At 72.0% G+C, this 16986-nt stretch carries 15 protein-coding genes; 12 read left to right on the forward strand and 3 right to left on the reverse strand.

Features of this window, described 5'->3' with window-relative positions; translation table 11 throughout:
• The first annotated feature begins 15 nt into the window (after positions 1–15).
• Together BJ965_RS31555 and BJ965_RS31560 are read left to right on the forward strand one after the other, a co-directional pair.
• Complete coding sequence (locus BJ965_RS31555; RefSeq protein ID WP_184913423.1) at positions 16–567, forward strand: TetR/AcrR family transcriptional regulator; 552 nt, start codon at positions 16–18, stop codon at positions 565–567.
• A complete protein-coding gene (locus tag BJ965_RS31560; RefSeq protein WP_184913425.1) occupies positions 564–2099 on the forward strand; it encodes an MFS transporter in 1536 nt (511 codons plus the stop codon). The genes BJ965_RS31555 and BJ965_RS31560 overlap by 4 nt, the downstream gene beginning before the upstream one ends.
• Before the next feature lie 263 nt (positions 2100–2362).
• Here the strand turns inward: BJ965_RS31560 and BJ965_RS31565 are convergent, their stop codons facing one another.
• Positions 2363–3037: a lysophospholipid acyltransferase family protein gene (locus BJ965_RS31565; RefSeq protein ID WP_142164983.1), complete on the reverse strand. Its 675-nt coding sequence runs from the start codon at positions 3035–3037 to the stop codon at positions 2363–2365.
• Positions 3038–3424: 387 nt separating this feature from the next.
• Here BJ965_RS31565 and BJ965_RS31570 point away from each other — a divergent pair, with 387 nt between their 5' ends.
• The 3 genes from BJ965_RS31570 to BJ965_RS31580 all read left to right on the forward strand — a co-directional run bounded on the left by BJ965_RS31570 (position 3425) and on the right by BJ965_RS31580 (position 5726).
• Positions 3425–4585 (forward strand): glycerophosphodiester phosphodiesterase, encoded by a 1161-nt coding sequence (locus tag BJ965_RS31570; RefSeq protein WP_184913427.1) that lies wholly within the window; start codon positions 3425–3427, stop codon positions 4583–4585.
• Positions 4586–4676: 91 nt separating this feature from the next.
• Complete coding sequence (locus BJ965_RS31575) at positions 4677–5171, forward strand: RNA polymerase sigma factor (RefSeq protein WP_184913429.1); 495 nt, start codon at positions 4677–4679, stop codon at positions 5169–5171.
• Positions 5172–5228: 57 nt separating this feature from the next.
• A complete protein-coding gene (locus BJ965_RS31580; protein WP_184917733.1) occupies positions 5229–5726 on the forward strand; it encodes a GNAT family N-acetyltransferase in 498 nt (165 codons plus the stop codon).
• Between the two features lie 97 nt (positions 5727–5823).
• On the opposite strand, the gene BJ965_RS31585 is transcribed toward BJ965_RS31580, so the two are convergent.
• Positions 5824–6252, reverse strand: a complete 429-nt coding sequence (locus BJ965_RS31585; RefSeq protein ID WP_184913432.1) for a hypothetical protein — start codon at positions 6250–6252, stop codon at positions 5824–5826.
• Positions 6233–6592, reverse strand: a complete 360-nt coding sequence (locus BJ965_RS31590) for a hypothetical protein (protein WP_184913434.1) — start codon at positions 6590–6592, stop codon at positions 6233–6235. Before BJ965_RS31590 ends, BJ965_RS31585 begins: the two co-directional genes overlap by 20 nt.
• Positions 6593–6661: 69 nt before the next feature.
• On the opposite strand from BJ965_RS31590, the gene BJ965_RS31595 reads away from it, so the two are divergent.
• The 7 genes from BJ965_RS31595 (at position 6662) to cobT (ending at position 16892) form a co-directional block, all read left to right on the forward strand.
• Positions 6662–7312, forward strand: coding sequence for an HAD-IA family hydrolase (locus BJ965_RS31595; protein WP_184913437.1), 651 nt, complete (start codon positions 6662–6664; stop codon positions 7310–7312).
• A 375-nt stretch (positions 7313–7687) separates the two neighbouring features.
• Positions 7688–8722: a methionine ABC transporter ATP-binding protein gene (locus BJ965_RS31600; RefSeq protein WP_184913439.1), complete on the forward strand. Its 1035-nt coding sequence runs from the start codon at positions 7688–7690 to the stop codon at positions 8720–8722.
• Complete coding sequence (locus BJ965_RS31605; protein ID WP_030842956.1) at positions 8719–9426, forward strand: methionine ABC transporter permease; 708 nt, start codon at positions 8719–8721, stop codon at positions 9424–9426. The genes BJ965_RS31600 and BJ965_RS31605 overlap by 4 nt, the downstream gene beginning before the upstream one ends.
• A gap of 61 nt (positions 9427–9487) precedes the next feature.
• A complete protein-coding gene (locus BJ965_RS31610; protein WP_184913441.1) occupies positions 9488–10306 on the forward strand; it encodes a MetQ/NlpA family ABC transporter substrate-binding protein in 819 nt (272 codons plus the stop codon).
• 140 nt (positions 10307–10446) lie between these two features.
• Positions 10447–11079 carry a GNAT family N-acetyltransferase gene (locus BJ965_RS31615; protein WP_184913442.1) on the forward strand — a complete coding sequence of 211 codons (633 nt, stop codon included), beginning with the start codon at positions 10447–10449 and terminating at the stop codon, positions 11077–11079.
• A gap of 145 nt (positions 11080–11224) precedes the next feature.
• A complete protein-coding gene (gene cbiE / locus BJ965_RS31620; RefSeq protein WP_184913444.1) occupies positions 11225–12445 on the forward strand; it encodes a precorrin-6y C5,15-methyltransferase (decarboxylating) subunit CbiE in 1221 nt (406 codons plus the stop codon).
• Positions 12446–12812: 367 nt separating this feature from the next.
• Positions 12813–16892: a nicotinate-nucleotide--dimethylbenzimidazole phosphoribosyltransferase gene (gene cobT, locus BJ965_RS31625; RefSeq protein WP_184913447.1), complete on the forward strand. Its 4080-nt coding sequence runs from the start codon at positions 12813–12815 to the stop codon at positions 16890–16892.
• Positions 16893–16986: the final 94 nt, after the last annotated feature.

Genomic DNA, 16986 nt, shown 5'->3' on the forward strand with positions numbered 1-16986 from the left:
GCTTATCGTTGTCTCATGGCTGTCGACCCTGAGCACGTGCTGCGCGCCGCCGCGGCCCTGCTGACCCACAACTCCACCGCGACCATGGACGAGGTCGCCAAGGCCGCCGGAATCAGCCGAGCCACGCTGCACCGCCACTTCGCCGGGCGGGACGCCCTCGTCCGGGCGCTGGAGGCGCTCTGCATCGCGGAGTGCGAGGCCGCCCTGGACGCGGCCCGGCTCGACGAGGGCCCGGCGAGCGAGGCCGTGCGCCGGCTCGTCGGAGCCGTCGAGTCGGCCGCCGGGCTGCTCGCGTTCCTCTACACCGAGAACCAGTTGTTCGAGGGCGAGGAGCAGAACGCGGGCTGGGCCCTGATCGACGACCGGATCTCGGCACTGTTCCGCCGCGGTCAGCTCAGCGGCGAGTTCCGTATCGACCTCACGCCCGCGTGGCTCACCGAGGCGCTGTACGGCCTGATGGCCTCCGGCGCCTGGATGGTGCACAGCGGCAAGGGCGCCCCCAAGGACTTCCAGCACATGATCGTCGAGCTGCTGCTCGGCGGCGCACTCAGGAGAGAGGAATCATGACCAGCACCCTGCAGCCGACGATGACGACCGAGGCGGTGAAGCGCCCGGGCCGCTGGCTCGCGCTCGGCGTTCTCGTGCTCGCCGTGCTGCTGGTGGCCGTCGACGCGACCGTCCTCGGTCTCGCGACCCCCTACATCAGCGAGGACCTGAAGCCCTCCGGCACCCAACTGCTGTGGATCGGCGACGTCTACTCCTTCGTCATCGCCGGTCTGCTCGTCTCCATGGGCAGCCTCGGCGACCGGATCGGCCGCAAGCGGATCCTGTTGATCGGTGCGACGGCGTTCGGCGCGATATCCGTGTTCAACGCCTACGCCACGACACCCGAGATGATGATCGTCGCCCGGGCGCTGCTCGGTGTCGCCGGCGCGACCCTGATGCCGGCCACGCTCGCCCTGATCCGCAACCTCTTCCACGACCCGCGCGAGCGCAGCCTTGCCGTCGGCATCTGGGGCGCAACCGCCTCCGCCGGTACGGCCGTCGGCCCGATCGTGGGCGGGTTCCTGCTGGAGCACTTCTGGTGGGGTTCGGTCTTCCTGATCAACCTGCCCGTGATGGCCGTCCTGGTCCTGGTCGGGATCAAGCTGCTGCCCGAGTCGCGCACCGCGAACCCCGGTCCCTGGGACCTGGTCAGCGTCTTGCTGTCGCTGGTCGGCATGATCGGCGTCGTGTACGCGATCAAGGAGGCGGCCACTCACGGCTTCGCGTGGAGCACCCTGGCCGCCGGCCTGCTGGGCGCGGCCGCCCTGTACGGGTTCGTGCGCCGTCAGCTCACGCTCCCCGTCCCGCTGCTGGACATGCGGCTGTTCCGCAACCGCGGCTTCAGCGGGGCGGTGCTGGCGGACCTGCTGACCATCCTCGGCCTGTCCGGGCTGGTGTTCTTCCTGTCCCAGTATCTGCAACTCGTCCAGGGCAGGCGCCCGCTCGAGGCCGGGCTGGCGGAACTGCCCGCGGCGATCGGCGCGGTGGTGGCCGGACTGATCGCCGGGCGGGTGGCCCGGCGCTTCTCGGTGCGGGGCGTCGTCTCCGGCGGCCTCGCGGCGATCGGCCTGGCCCTGGCCGCGCTCACGGTGCTCGACCAGTCCACCGGCTACCCGCTGCTCGGGACCGCGCTGCTGGTGGTCGGCGTGGGCGCCGGCTTCTCGTTCACCGTGACGGCGGACGTGATCCTCTCCGGTGTGCCCAAGGAGCACGCGGGCTCGGCGTCCGCCGTGTCCGAGACGGCGTACGAACTCGGTGCCGCGCTCGGCATCGCCGCGCTCGGCTCGATCGTGACCGGCGTCTACCGCGACTTCACCGGCCCGGCGGGCACACCGGCAGAGGCCCACGAGTCACTGGGCGGCGCGGTCGAGGCGGCCGCGGGCATGCCGGCCCACAGCGCCGCCGTGATGCTGGACGCGGCCCGCACGTCCTTCGTCGACGGCCTCGCCCTCGCGGCGGGCGTGGGCGCGGCGGTCCTGCTGGCAGCGGCGGTGGCGGCCTGGTTCCTGCTACGAGGCCAGAAGCTGGAGGGCGGCGCCCCGGAACACACGTAAGAGCCCCGCCCCTCGGGGCGGGGCCCTGCGCAATCATCGCCCCGGGGTTCACGCCCACAGGCGGGACCACACACAACCGTCGCGCCGGGGTCCATGCCTTCAGGGGCACGGGAAACTGCGCACACGGGTACGGGGTTCCGCACAGCCACGCCCCGGGGGGTCACGCCCTCAGGGGCGCGGGGAACTGCGCGACCAGCCCCCACAACCCGCAGCCACCCACCGTCGCCAGGGCCACCCGAATCCCCCCGAGCGCCCCGGAAAACCTACGCCGCTTCCTTCGCCTTGCTCGCGTACATGTCCACATACTCCTGCCCGGACAACTGCATGACCTCGGTCATCACCGAGTCGGTCACGGCCCGCAGCACATACCGGTCCCGGTCCATCCCCTCGTACCGGGAGAACTCCATCGCCTCACCGAACCGCACGGTGACCTTGCCGGGCCGGGGCAGCCCCGCCCCGCCCGGCTGAAGCTTGTCCGTGCCGATCATGGCGAAGGGAACCACGGGCGCCCCCGTCATCAGCGTCAGCCGGGCGATGCCCGTCCGCCCCCGGTACAGCCGCCCGTCGGGCGAGCGCGTCCCCTCCGGGTAGATGCCGAACATCCGGCCTTCCTCCAGCACCCGACGGCCGGTCATCAGCGCGGCGACACCGCCGCGCCCGCCGTCACGGTCCACCGGGATCATGCCGACGCCGGTGAAGAACCAGGCCATCAGCCGGCCCTTGAGGCCCTTGCCGGTCACGTACTCGTCCTTGCCGATGAAGACGACCTGCCGGTCGCAGACCAGCGGAAGGATCATCGAGTCGATGAACGTCAGGTGGTTGCCGGCCAGGATGACCGGGCCAGTGCCGGGAATGTGCTCCGCACCCTCCACCTGTGGGCGGAACATCAGGCGCATGATCGGGCCGAGCACTGCCTTGATGAGCGCGAAGCGGGACAACGGGCCCTCCGGTGTCAAGGGGTTCTGTATGAGTCTGTGCAGGTGAGGACGATACTCGTGGCCCCGGGCATCGCGCACATCGGGCACGGCGACTTCACCGAGGCCTTACGCACTGTTGACGCGTGTTTACCTGCGGTGGCGCGCCGCCGGCGTCGCGTAACGCGGCCGACATGATGTGACGCACATCGCCCTGGGGCTCACCGGACGCGTTCCCAGAACGGCCGCACCGAATCGAACGGGATGCGACGAACCGTCAACTCATCCTCCCCACCAGCCACTACGACATCCGACATCACCCGCGTGTTCCGCCCCAGGTCTCCCACTCGTCATGTACGCGCCCCTACGATCGGCCCGCACTGACGAGCCGAACGGCCAAGGAGGGCGCTCATGGGAACGCAGGAGTCGAACGAAGAAACGAGCGGTACCGGACGGCGGGCCCTGCTCGGTGCGGCGGTCCTCGGCGCCGGCGGAGCGGTGCTCGGGATGGCCGGCACCGCCCGAGCGGACGGCACCCGGCACGGCGGCGGACTGCGGAGCCTGCCCAAGCCGACGATCATCGGCCACCGCGGCGCCAGCGGCTACCGCCCGGAGCACACCTTCGGTTCGTACCAGCTCGCTCTCGACCTGGGCGCCGACATCGTCGAGGCGGGCGACCTGGTCCCGACCAAGGACGGACACCTGGTCTGCCGTCACGAGCCGGAGATCGGCGGCACCACGGACGTCGCCGACCACCCCGAGTTCGCCGGCCGCAAGACGACCAAACTGCTCGACGGTGTCTCCACCACCGGCTGGTTCACCGAGGACTTCACGCTCGCCGAGCTGAAGACCCTGCGCGCGGTCGAGCGCATCCCGGCCAATCGTCCGCACAACACCCTCTACAACGGCCGCTGGGAGATCCCCACCTTCGAAGAGGTCCTCAGGTGGCAGGACGAGCAGACCCGCAGGCGCGGCAAGCAGGTGTGGATCTACCCCGAGCTCAAGCACCCCACCTACTTCCGCGAGCAGGGCCTCCCGCTCGAGGAGCGCGTCGCCAAGCTGCTGCGCAAGCACCGCAAGGACCGGCGCACCTCCCCGGTCATCCTGCAGTCCTTCGAGCCGACCAGCATCCAGCGCCTGCACAAGCTCGTCGACAACCCGCTCGTCGTCCTGCTCTCCTCGGCGAACTCCCGGCCCTGGGACTTCGTCGAGACCGGCGACCCGCGCACGGTCGCCGACCTGGTCAAGCCGGCCGGTCTCAGGGAGATCGCCTCCTACGCGCAGGGCATCGGCCCGACCCTGGACCTGGTCGTCCCGCGCGACGCCCAGGGCAACCTCACCCGGCCGACGACCCTCGTCTCCGACGCGCACAAGGTGGGCCTGATCCTGCACCCGTACACCATGCGCAACGAGAACCCGTTCCTGCCCGCGAACTTCCGCAAGGGCGCGGACGCGGACGCCTACGGTGATGTCTTCGGCGCCTACAAGGCCTACTTCGCGACCGGCATCGACGGCGTCTTCACCGACCAGCCCGACACGGGTCTGCTGGCCCGCGAGGACTTCAACGGCTGAGCCCGTCAACATCCGAACCCACACCCCCCCGGTCGAGTGAGCTTCGGCCGCCCGGGCAACCCGCCGCCCGGGTGGCCGCGTCGCTCCGCATATGACGCACGACCTGGTCACCGCCCTGCGCCCGCTGCTCACCGCCGAGGCCTCCGCGGAGGCATATTCCACCGGAACCGAGCCGGGCGACCTCGAGCAGGCGGTCTGGCTCCGCCTGCTGGAGCGCCTCGACGCCGAGGACCCGCCGCCCGACCCCCGGCGGTGGCTCCGCAATGCCGTCCGCTCCGAGGCGCGCCGCACCCGCCGTACGAGCCGCCTCGAACGGCCCTACGCCGCCGAACCGGTCGACGACGGAGAGCGCGATCCCGAACAGCTCGCCCTCGCCGCGGCCCGCGGCCGGGCCCTGCGCGAGGCCGTGCGCCGCCTCCCGGGCCGCTGTCCCCGGCTCATGGAGGCCCTGCTCTCGCCGGAGGACCTGACATACCGGGAAATCGCAGGGGAGTTGGGTATCTCACAGGGGAGTCTTGGTCCGGAACGTTCCAGATGCCTGGGATGTCTCCGGAGATTGCTTCCGCCGGAGGTTGCGGCCCGCTGAGGACGGGGATAGGAGTGGGGGACGACAGGTGATCAGATGAGCGGGAGGCGTGCGCACATGGGCATGAGCGTGACCATCTCTGCGGCGACCGAGCAGGACGCGGAGCAGATCTTCAGACTGCAGTACCTGTGCTTCCAGCCGGAGGCGGCGCTGTACGGGAACTACCGCATCGACCCGCTCGTCCAAACCCTCGACTCGGTCCGTGAAGAGGTCGCCCGCGACTGCGTCTTCGTGGCCCGGCTCGGCGAGGAGGTCGTCGGCTCGGTCCGCGGCGCGGCCACCGAGGACGGCGCCGCCGCGATCGGCAAGCTCTGCGTCCACCCCCGCCTCCAGGGCCACGGCATCGGCGCCCGGCTCCTGCGGGCTGCCGAATCGGCCCTCGCCGGCCGGCACGGCGCCACCCGCTTCCGCCTCCACACCGGTCACCGCAGCGAGGGCAACCTCCGCCTCTACCGCAAGGTCGGCTACGAGACGGTGGGCACGTCCCAGGGCGCCGACGGCGTACCGATGATCGTCCTGGAGAAGCCGGCGAGCACCTACGCGGCGACGGCGTGATGATCGGCCCTCTTCAGGGGCGCGGGGCTGCGTCCAGATGCGGCTCCGCCGCGTGGGCGCGAGCAACCACACACGGCCCGCGGCCGCCTGACGAACCTCAGGCGGCATCCTCCTTGGGCGCACCCTTCCGCAGCCAGTAAATGGCGGACACCGGCAGGATCACGGGAATGAAGAGATACCCCATCCCGAAGTCCGACCACACGGTCGCGTCCGGGAAGGCGGACGGCTCGACCAAGGTCCAGGTCCCCACCGTCAGCACCCCCACCAACTCCGCCACACAGCACGCCAGGGCGACCCGCCGTGCCGTCTCCCCACCCCGCACCAGCGTGTACGTGATGAACCCGTACACGACACCGGCGACCGCCGACAGCGAGTACGCGAGCGGCGCCCGGTCGAACTCCGTCGCGATCTGATACGCGGACCGCGACACCGCCCCCACGACCATCACGCCGTACAGCCACACCAGCAGCGTGCCCGGACCGCTGATCAGCCGTCGCCGGCTCACCTCAGCCTCCCCAGATGTCATAGAGGCGCACCTCCAGCACCGCCAGCACGACTCCGCCGGCGGCGACCGTCACCGAACCCCAGCGGGTCCGCTCGGCCAGCGACATGAACCCGGCCGCCGGGACGCACGCGAACGCCCCCAGCAGATACGCCACGAAGATCGTCGTGCCCTGCTCCGGCTTCTCGCCCTGCGCCAGCAGCACGATCCCCACGACCAGTTGGACCAGCGACAGCAGCGTGACCACGGCCATCCCGATGAAGTGCCAGTCCTTCGTCGGCTGGTCACGGTAGGCCGCCCAGCCACACCAGGCGGCGAGCAGCAGCGCGGCGACGCCGGTCACCGGCGTCAGGGCATCAAGCATGCTGCGACCTTATTACGGCCGAAAAGGCCCGATGCTTCCGGCCCTGGCCTGCACCGTAGGGTCGAGACCATGACGATCCACGCCCGGGCCCTGCTCTTCGACAACGACGGAACCCTCGTCTCCTCCCTCGCCTCGGTGGACCGCTGCTGGACGCGGTGGGCCGGGGAGTACGGGATCACGGCCGAGCAGTTCGCGCGGGTCGAGCTGCACGGCCGGCCGGCCGCCGAGATAGCCGCCGACCTGCTGCCCGCCGAGCTCGTGCCCCAGGCCGTCGCACGGATCGAGGACCTGGAGGTCGACGACGTGCCCAACGGCGGTGTGCACCTGCTGCCGGGCACCCGGGCCTTCCTCGACGCGCTGCCCGCCGAGCGCTGGGCCGTGGTCACCTCCGCCACCCGGCGGCTGGCCGAGGCCCGGCTCGACGCCGTCGGCATCCTGCCCAAGACCCTCGTCGCCGCCGACGACATCACGCGCGGCAAGCCCGACCCCGAGCCCTACCTGCTCGCCGCCCGCACGCTCGGCGTCGACCCCGCCCACTGCGTCGTCTTCGAGGACGCCCCCGCGGGCCTCGCGGCCGGACGCGCCGCCGGTATGACCACCGTGGCGTTGACCACAACCCACCGGGCCCACGAACTCCACGCCGATCTGGTCGTCGAGAACCTGTCGGCCCTGTCGGCGCTGGTCACCGAGCAGGGCGTGGAGATCTCCCCGCGCGGCTGAGAGGCCTCGGCTTCCGTCCACCACTGTCCAGCATCCGGACAGAGGAGGGCCGGTCAGGACCGTACGCATGTTTTACTGACGGCATGACCACGACGAGCGACCGCATCCCCGCGACCGAGGCGACCATGACGCCCGGTGCTCGTTGTATGTGTCGAATGTGCGCCTTCTAGAGGGCCCCTGCACCACCCCTGAGCTCGCGCCCCGAAGCGAGACGCGGCCCGTCCGCACGCCCTGAGCGCTGCGTGACCCGGAGCCGCCCCGCGCACATGTTCTCCCCGGTTCCACTTCCCAGCGAGAACCGTGTCGCGTCCCTGACCGAATGCACCTGTGCCCGGGCACACCCACGCCCGCGCACTCGACAGTGACGGAATCCCAGTGATCACCACCTCGGGCCTGACCAAGGTCTACCGTGCACGCGGCCGCGAGGTCACCGCCCTGGACGGCGTCGACCTGCACGTCCGCGAAGGTGAGGTGTACGGCGTCATCGGCCAGTCCGGCGCCGGCAAGTCCTCGCTCATCCGCTGCGTCAACCTGCTGGAACGCCCCACGGCCGGCACCGTGACCGTCGCCGGGCAGGACCTCACCGCCCTGGCCGGCCGCGGCCCGCGCGCCGGCAGGGAACTGCGGCAGGCGCGCAGCCGTATCGGCATGGTCTTCCAGCACTTCAACCTGCTGTCCTCCCGGACCGTCCAGGACAACGTCGAGCTGCCGCTGGAGATCCTCGGGAAGTCCGGGCAGGAACGCTCCCGCAAGGCGCTGGAACTGCTCGACCTGGTCGGCCTCGCCGACAAGGCGAAGGCCTACCCCGCGCAGCTCTCCGGCGGCCAGAAGCAGCGCGTCGGCATCGCCCGCGCCCTCGCCGGCGACCCGAAGGTGCTGCTGTCCGACGAGGCCACCAGCGCCCTCGACCCGGAGACCACCCGGTCGATCCTGGCGCTGCTGCGCGACCTCAACCGGCAGCTCGGCCTGACCGTCCTGCTCATCACCCACGAGATGGACGTCGTGAAGTCGGTCTGCGACTCGGCCGCGCTCATGGAGTCCGGGCGCATCGTCGAGTCGGGCACCGTCAGCGAACTGCTCGCCACCCCCGGCTCGGAACTGGCCGCCGCGCTGTTCCCGCTCGACGGCGAGGCCTCCGGCGAGGACCGCACCGTCGTCGACGTCACCTTCCAGGGCGAGAGCGCCACCCAGCCCGTCATCTCGCAGCTCGCCCGCACCTACAACATCGACATATCGATCCTCGGTGCCGCCATCGACACCGTCGGCGGCCTCCAGGTCGGCCGGATGCGCATCGAACTGCCCGGCCGCTACGAGGACAACGTCGTGCCGATCGGCTTCCTGCGTGAACGGGGCCTCCAGATCGACGTCCCGGGCCGCGAGTCCGAACTGGTGAAGGAAGGTGCCAAGTGACCTGGTCCGAGATGCAGCCCCTGCTGGAGCAGGCGTGTTGGGACACCCTCTACATGGTCGGCTGGTCCACGCTCATCGCCGTCGTCGGCGGTCTGCCGCTCGGCGTCCTGCTGGTCCTGACCGACCGTGGCGGCCTGCTCCAGAACCTCGCGGCCAACAAGGTCATCGGGCAGGTCGTGAACATCGCCCGCTCCCTGCCGTTCATCATCCTGATGGTCGCGCTGATGGGCTTCACCCGCTCGATCACCGGGACGACCATCGGCGTCGAGGCGGCGATCGTGCCGCTCGCCGTCGGTGCCATCCCGTTCTTCGCGCGCCTGGTCGAGACGGCCGTCCGCGAGGTGGACCACGGGCTCGTCGAGGCCGTGCAGTCCATGGGCGGCAACACCTGGACCATCGTCCGCAAGGTCCTCGTGCCCGAGTCCCTGCCGTCGCTGATCTCCAGCACCACCACCACGATCGTCGCCCTCATCGGCTACTCCGCCATGGCGGGCACCGTCGGTGCCGGAGGCCTCGGAGACATCGCCATCCGCTATGGCTACCAGCGCTTCGAGACCCAGCTCATGTGGATCACGGTCGCGATCCTCGCCGTCGTCATCTCGGTCATCCAGTTCGCCGGCGACTACGCGGCCCGCTCCCTGCACCGCCGCGGCGCCCACTCGGGCCCCGCCCCCAAACTGCGGCTCCTCAAAGCCGCCTCCTGAACCCCCCGTCCACCCACACGGGGTCGCACCACCCGCAAGGTCATAAGGAAAGGCACTTTTCGTGCGTAACACCGCCAAGATCACCACCGCCGTTCTCGCCGCCGGAGCCCTCACCCTCGGGCTCAGCGCCTGCGGCGCGGACAGCTCCGACACCGACGGACCCCTGATCGTCGCCGCCAGCCCCGTCCCGCACGCCGAGATCCTGAACTACGTCAAGGACAACCTGGCCAAGAAGGAGGGTCTCGACCTCCAGGTCAAGGAGTTCACCGACTACGTCACGCCGAACACGGCGACGCAGGACGGCTCCGTCGGCGCCAATTACTTCCAGAACAAGCCGTACCTCGACGACTTCAACAAGAAGAACGGCACCGACATCGTGCCCGTCGTCACGGTCCACCTGGAACCGCTCGGCCTCTACTCCCACAAGGTCAAGAAGGCCGACGACCTGAAGAGCGGTGCGACCGTCGCCATCCCCAACGACACGGTCAACGAGGCCCGCGCCCTCAAGCTCCTCGCCACCGACGGGCTCATCACCCTCAAGGCCGGCGTCGGCAACGAGGCGACCCCCGCCGACATCACCAAGAACCCCAAGAACCTCAAGTTCAAGGAGCTGGAGGCGGCCCAGACGCCGCGCTCCCTCGACGACGTGGACGCCGCCGTCGTCAACGGCAACTACGCCATCGAGTCCGACCTCAAGCCGTCCAAGGACGCCCTCGTCCTGGAGTCCCCGAAGAACAACCCCTACGGCAACTTCCTCGCCGTGAAGAAGGGCAACGAGGACGACCCGCGCGTGAAGAAGCTCGCGAAGCTCCTCACCTCGCCCGAGGTCGAGAAGTTCATCCAGGACAAGTACGCCGGCTCGGTGCTCGCCTCCTTCTGAGGCCGCCCCCGGCACCCGCGCACACGGGGTCCTGCCCCCACCCGGTGGGAAGGGCCCCGTGGTGCGCGTCAGTGCTTTCATGCTGCATGCTGGGCAGTTCAGCATGCCCTGAAGGTTCACCGAAGGTTACGGAGCGGCGCATGACGAGCACCTTCCCCAACATCTCCATCAGCACGGAGCGGTTGGTGCTGCGCCCCCTCGACGAAGACGACGTCGCCTCCCTGGCCGCCATGATGAACGACGAACAGGTGGCGGCCTGGACCTCCGTCCCCCAGCCCTTCACGGAGGACGGCGCCCGCACCTGGATCACCGAGTACGCCCCCACCGAGCGCACCGAGGGACGCGGAATCGACTTCGCGATCACCGAGTTCCTCACCCAGCGCCTGGTCGGCGTCATCCAGCTCGGCAAGACCAACTGGCACGTACGCTCCACCGAACTCTCGTACATCATCGCCCCCTGGGCGCGCGGCGAGGGCTACGCCTCCGAGGCCGCCCTCGTCACCGCACAGTGGCTCTTCACGGACCAGAAGTTCGAGCGCATCGAACTGCGCACGGCGGCCGACAACACCGCCTCCCAGCAGGTCGCCCAGAAGATCGGCTGCATCAGCGAGGGCGTGCTGCGCAACGCCTGTATAGCCCGGGCCCGTGCCGAGGACGGCACATGGACCGACGTACGCACCGACTTCATCGTCTGGAGTTTGCTCCCCGAGGACCTGGAAGGCGTCGGCGAGCAGCTCCGCGACGGCTTCACCTCCTTCGGCGACTGGAACTGACCGGAACCACCCGGAGGACGACGGCGACGACGACACCGAAACTCCCTCCCACTTCTCCACCGGGTACCCTCACGGAACCCGCCCCGGGGCTGCTCCCCACCACGCCACGCAGACGACCTGCGAAAACCCCTGGAGACTGACGACGATGGCCGACCGGGTGACGGTGATCGGCTGGGACGGTTCGCCGCTGACCGCCGCGGCGAGCGCCGCTCTGGGTGCCGCCACGCTCGTGGCCGGTGCCGCCCACCACCTGGCGCTCCCCGAGGTGCCCGCCAGGGCCGAACGCATCCGCCTCGGCAGCGTCGCCCTCGCCGCCCGCCGCATCGCGGCCCACCGCGGCACGGCCGTCGTGCTCGCCGACGGCGACCCCGGATACTTCGGCGTCGTACGCACCCTGCGCGCCCCCGAGTTCGGCCTCGAGGTGGAGGTCGTCCCCGCCGTCTCCTCCGTCGCCGCGGCCTTCGCCCGCGCCGGTATGCCCTGGGACGACGCACAGGTGGTCGTCGCACACCCCCGCACCCTGCGCCGCGCGGTCAATGTATGCCGCGCCCACACCAAGGTGGCGGTCCTCACCTCACCCGGCGCCGGTCCCGCCGAACTCGGCCTGCTCCTCGAAGGAGTCCACCGCTCCTTCGTCGTCTGCGAGGAACTCGGCACCGCCCGCGAACGCGTCTCCGTCGTCACCTCCGACAAGGCCGCCGACCACACCTGGCGCGACCCCAACGTCGTCATCGTCCTCGGCGGCCCGGGCGGGCCCCGCACCGCGGGCGAGACCGGCGGCTGGATCTCCGGCCGCGACCCCTCCGCCGGACCACGCGGCTGGACCCTGCCCGCCGACGCGTACGGCGCGGACCTCGGCGAGGGCGAGACCCAGCTGCTGCGCGCCTCCCAACTCGCCCACCTCGGGCCCCGCGTCGGCGACCTCGTGTGGGACATCGGCTGCGGCAGCGGCGCGTTCGCCATCGAGGCCGCCCGCGCCGGTGCCGCCGTCCTCGCCGTCGACAGCGACCTGAACGCCTGCATCCGCACCGACGCCGCCGCCCGCCGCCTCGGCGTCCAACTCCAGATCGTGCACGGCGCCGCCCCGCACATCCTGGAGAACCTCCCCGAACCGGACGTCGTCCGCGTCGGCGGCGGGGGAGCGGCCGTCGTCTCGGCGGTCGTCGACCGCCGCCCGCAGCGCATCGTCACGCACGCCGCCACCCGCGACGCCGCCGAACTCGTCGGCCGCGACCTGACCGAGCACGGCTACGGCGTCGAGTGCGCCCTGCTGCAGTCCGTCGAACTCGACACCCGGGCCTGGGCGGAGAAGGAGCGGAGCGTCGCGTTCCTGCTCAGCGGCGTGCTGCCGCGGCGCGGCGCCTGACCCCGCCACCGTCCCCGTGATCGGGTTGTCGTACTGCGCGCGGTAGGCTGGCCGATCGCTGCACCGCACAAGGACGCCCGGCGCTTCGTCGGTCAATGTCCGGAAAACCCGCCCGTTTTGGGGTGTGTGTGGTACGGCAGAACCGGAGGACGCGCAACGTGGCGCAGTCCACAGCGGAACCGTCGCGGATCAAGCTGCCGTGAGGGTGCTACGGCCGCAACAATGCCAGTGAATGGCTTTGTCGCCTTTTTCGGGCGGACCGTTCGTGCCGCTGGGGACGCACGCTCGTTCTTCACTGCGGGGCGGTCGGTGCGCCGTTCCGGGCGAGCAGGTCGTAGGAGCACTAACCGATGGGCGAGGGGTACGCATGACCGACACCGGCCAGGTCCCGGGCGAGGGACTGCCGGAGAGCGCAGGCATGGTGGAGCAGCCGGGCACCTCCGCGCCCGGTGCGTACACCTACCTCTCCGATACCACCGCCGAGACCGAGGACGAAGACCTGCTGCTGCCGGGCGCCCAGGGCGCCTGGGGCAACGAGGTCCCGCCGCCCGCGCCGGAGCCGGTCGTGGAGACCGTGCACCAGCCGGGCCCGCACGAGATCTCCGGCCGCGACAGCGGCTCGGTCGACCTCAGCGGGGTCCGTCTGCCGGACCCGCCGCCGATCCCGCCCATCACCCCGCGCCGGCCCCTGCACCTCGGCCCGCCGCTGCCCGACAGCTCCGCCAGTCCGGTCCGCTCCCTCGCCGACCGCGGCCCCGCGGACGCGCCCGTCCGCCAGCCGGCGCCCGCCTCGGCGGGCCCCGAGTACCTCGACGGCCCCCGCGCCTCCGAGGCGGTGGCCTCGCCGCCCGCCGCGCCCTGGGGCGCGGCGGTCACGACCCCGGCGCCGGTGAGCGCCGGGGCGGCGCCTGCGGAAACGGTTGTTCCGGCGCAGGAGCCGACGGGCACGGCCCAGGGGATCGCGCCCGTCGTGACGGCGGATGTGACGGCGGACGGAACGGCGGAGGTGACGGCGGAGACGAGCCACACGACGCCGGTGCCGGCACCGGCCGAGGCGGAGCAGCCCGCTCCCGCCGCGCAGCCCGCTCCCGCCGCGCAGCCCACGAGCGAGCCGTCGGCTCCCGCCGAGGCCGGTCGGACTCCTGAGGGTGACCCCGCAGGTGCGGGCGTCGGCCCGGAAGGAGCCCAGGTCGCTGTCGCGGAGCAGGTCATGCCCGCGCAGGTCATGCCCGCGCAGGTGGACCCCGCAGAGCTGGGCGTGGAAGCGGTGGCGGGCCAGGTGGCCGCCGCCCAGGCCGGACTGGCCGCCGCCGGTGACGCCGCCCAGGCCGGCCCTGCTCCTGTCGGTGACCCCGCCGGTGCGGTCGAGGCCCAGGTGGCCGAGGCCGGGTACGCGGTTCCCGAGCAGGCCGTGGCCGTCACGGGCGACCCCGTCGGCGCCGTAGCCGCTCCGGAGGCCGTGGCGCAGTCGGCTTCAGTGCCCGAGCCGGTCGTGAACGACCCTGCCCAGGTCGGTGATCCCGCCGCCACCCCGCAGGCTCCCACACCGGACGCCTCCGCCGAACAGGCGCCGGAAGTCCCGGCCGAGCAGGCCGTGCCGTCGGCTCCCGCCCCCGAAGCGGTTCAGTCCCCTGAAGCGGTCCCGTTCCCCGAGGCGGCCGTTGCCCCGGAGCACGCCGTCGCGACCGAGGCCCCCGGTGCAGAGGCCCCCGTCCAGGTGCCGAACGCCGCCGCCCAGGCACCCGAGGCAGCAGCCCCGGAGACTGGCGTCGCTCCCGCGCCCGCTCCCGAAGCCGCCGCACCGGAGCCGGACATCGCCACCGAAGAGGCTGCGCCCCAGCCCCAGCCTCAGCCCCAGCCTCAGCCCCAGCCCCTGCCCCTGCCCCACCCCCAGCCACAACCCGAGCCCCAACCCGAGCCCCAACCCCAGCCCTTGGCCGCAACTGACGCCGCGCCAGTCGCTCAGGAGCCCGAGCCGACGGTTCCGCACCCCGCCACACCTGGCACTGAAGCCCCCGGCCAGGCCGCCGTCGCCCAGGCCGCCGAACCGGTCGGCGCGGAAGCGGCCGCTCCGTCCGTCGAAGCTGAAGCCCTTCCCGAGGCCGTCGCCACGCCGGTCGCGCCGGAGCCGGTGGCCCAGGCCGCCGTACCCGCCGACGCACCCGCATTCGCCCCCACCCCGCAGGAAGCCCCGGCAGCCACCGCCCCGGCGGAAACGGCATCCGCCGAGGCCCCCGCCTCGGCTCAGGCACCCGAAGTACTCGAAACACCGGAAGTACCCCAGGCACCCGACGCAGCCCAGGCTCCGGAAACCACCGAGGCCCCCGAAACCCCCGAGGCGCAGGCCCCCGAGGCGGTCCCGGCGGCCCCCGCCCCCGCCCCTGCCCCCGAAGCCGTCGAGCCCACCGCCGCCCCGGAGACCCCGGCCCCCACCGAGGACGTGACCGTCGTGCTCCCCACCCCGGCCACGGACGAGCAACCAGAGCAGCCGGAGCAGCACATGCAGGGCCCGCAGCAGTCCCAGCCGCCCGCGCCCGAGACGCTGGAGCCCCCCGCACCCGCGGTCTCCGTCCCGGCACCCCGCGACGGCGACGCCGCACTCGCTCAGAACGCCGACGACCTGGACACCCGGGCCGCCGAACAGGAAGACCTGGCCGACCAGGAACGCCGAGAAGAGAGTGCGGCCGCAGTGGCAGAAGCCCGACAGTCGAGCGGCCCCGCCGCCCCCGGCTACGACCCCGCCGAGCGCGAGGCCGTCCTGAAGGTCATGCGCGAACGCCGCGACATCCGCAACGGCTTCCGCAGCGACCCCATCCCGCACGAGGTGCTGCTGCGCGTCCTGGAGGCCGCCCACCACGCGCCCTCCGTCGGCCACTCGCAGCCCTGGGACTTCGTCGTCATCCGCTCCGCCGACACCCGGCGCGCGATGCACGAACTGGCCATGCGCCAGCGCGACGCCTACGCGAAGTCCCTCCCCAAGGGCCGGGCCAAGCAGTTCAAGGAACTGAAGATCGAGGCCATCCTCGACACGCCGGTGAACATCGTCGTCACCGCCGATCCGACCCGCGGCGGCCGGCACACCCTCGGCCGCCACACCCAGCCCCAGATGGCCCCCTACTCGGCCGCCCTGGCCGTGGAGAACCTCTGGCTCGCCGCCCGCGCCGAAGGCCTCGGCGTCGGCTGGGTCAGCTTCTTCGACGAGCGCGAGATGGTCCGCGCCCTCGGCCTGCCCGAGCACCTGGAGATCATCGCCTACCTGTGCGTCGGCTACGTCGACGAGTTCCCGGACGAGCCCGAGCTGTTGCAGGCCGGCTGGTCCAAGCGCCGCCCGCTGTCCTGGGTCGTGCACGAAGAGACATACGGCCGCCGTGCCCTGCCCGGAGAGGAACCCCACGACCTGCTCGCCGAGACCGTCGCGCAGATCCGCCCGCTGGACGCCAAGGCGCTCGGTGAGGCCTGGGAGCGCCAGAAGCGTATGACCAAGCCGGCCGGTGCGCTGGGCATGCTGGAGATCATCTCCGCGCAGCTGTCCGGCCTGTCCCGCCAGTGCCCGCCGCCCATCCCGGAGCCCGCGGCCGTCGCGATCTTCGCGGGCGACCACGGTGTGCACGCCCAGGGCGTCACCCCCTGGCCGCAGGAGGTCACGGCCCAGATGGTGGCCAACTTCCTCGGCGGCGGGGCCGTCTGCAACGCCTTCGCCACCCAGGTCGGTGCCGAGGTCTGCATCGTGGACGTCGGCGTCGCGGCCGATCTGCCGGCCACCCCGGGCCTGCTGCCCCGCAAGATCCGTGGCGGCACGTCCGACATGACGACCGGCCCCGCGATGACCCGCGAGGAGGCCAGGCAGGCCATCGAGGTCGGCATCGAGACCGCCCGCGACCTGGTCGCCGCCGGCAACAAGGCCCTGCTGACCGGTGAGATGGGCATCGCGAACACCACCGCGTCCGCCGCCCTGATCTCCGTCTTCACGGGCGCGGACCCGGCCGAGGTCACGGGCCGGGGCACCGGCATCAACGACGAGACCCTCGCCCGCAAGACCGAGGTCGTGCGCCGTGCCCTGGAACTCCACCAGCCGGACCCGGCCGACCCGATCGGCGTGCTCGCCGCGATCGGCGGCTTCGAGCACGCCGCCATCGTCGGCCTCCTGCTCGGCGGCGCCTCCCTGCGTACGCCGGTGATCCTGGACGGCGTGAGCGCCGGCGCCGCCGCCCTGGTCGCCCGCGCGATCGCCCCGGAGGTCCTGGCCGCCTGCATCGCGGGCCACCGCAGCGCCGAGCCGGGCCACGTCGCCGCCCTGAACAAGCTGGGCCTGCGCCCCCTGGTCGACCTCGACCTCCGCCTCGGCGAGGGCACCGGCGCCCTCCTCGCCCTCCCGCTGGTCCAGAGCACGGCCAGGGCGATGCACGAGGTGGCGACGTTCGACTCCGCAGGAGTGACGGAGAAGTAGGGCTGCCGTCGTCGACACGGCTCCGTGGGCGGGCGCCCCGCAGTCCGGGACGCCCGCCCACGGTCCACCGCCGACGGGCGGCCGGGTGCCCAGC

The sequence above is a fragment of the Streptomyces luteogriseus genome (assembly GCF_014205055.1).
In the GTDB taxonomy this organism is placed as follows: Bacteria; Actinomycetota; Actinomycetes; order Streptomycetales; family Streptomycetaceae; genus Streptomyces; species Streptomyces luteogriseus.

Coding starts and splice junctions, on each gene's coding strand:
- BJ965_RS31585 (WP_184913432.1), bottom strand. CDS start 6,252: ATGACATCTGGGGAGGCTGAGGTGAGCCGGCGACGGCTGATCAGCGGT.
- BJ965_RS31570 (WP_184913427.1), top strand. CDS start 3,425: ATGGGAACGCAGGAGTCGAACGAAGAAACGAGCGGTACCGGACGGCGG.
- BJ965_RS31595 (WP_184913437.1), top strand. CDS start 6,662: ATGACGATCCACGCCCGGGCCCTGCTCTTCGACAACGACGGAACCCTC.
- cobT (WP_184913447.1), top strand. CDS start 12,813: ATGACCGACACCGGCCAGGTCCCGGGCGAGGGACTGCCGGAGAGCGCA.
- BJ965_RS31560 (WP_184913425.1), top strand. CDS start 564: ATGACCAGCACCCTGCAGCCGACGATGACGACCGAGGCGGTGAAGCGC.
- BJ965_RS31580 (WP_184917733.1), top strand. CDS start 5,229: ATGGGCATGAGCGTGACCATCTCTGCGGCGACCGAGCAGGACGCGGAG.
- BJ965_RS31555 (WP_184913423.1), top strand. CDS start 16: ATGGCTGTCGACCCTGAGCACGTGCTGCGCGCCGCCGCGGCCCTGCTG.
- cbiE (WP_184913444.1), top strand. CDS start 11,225: ATGGCCGACCGGGTGACGGTGATCGGCTGGGACGGTTCGCCGCTGACC.
- BJ965_RS31575 (WP_184913429.1), top strand. CDS start 4,677: ATGACGCACGACCTGGTCACCGCCCTGCGCCCGCTGCTCACCGCCGAG.
- BJ965_RS31615 (WP_184913442.1), top strand. CDS start 10,447: ATGACGAGCACCTTCCCCAACATCTCCATCAGCACGGAGCGGTTGGTG.
- BJ965_RS31590 (WP_184913434.1), bottom strand. CDS start 6,592: ATGCTTGATGCCCTGACGCCGGTGACCGGCGTCGCCGCGCTGCTGCTC.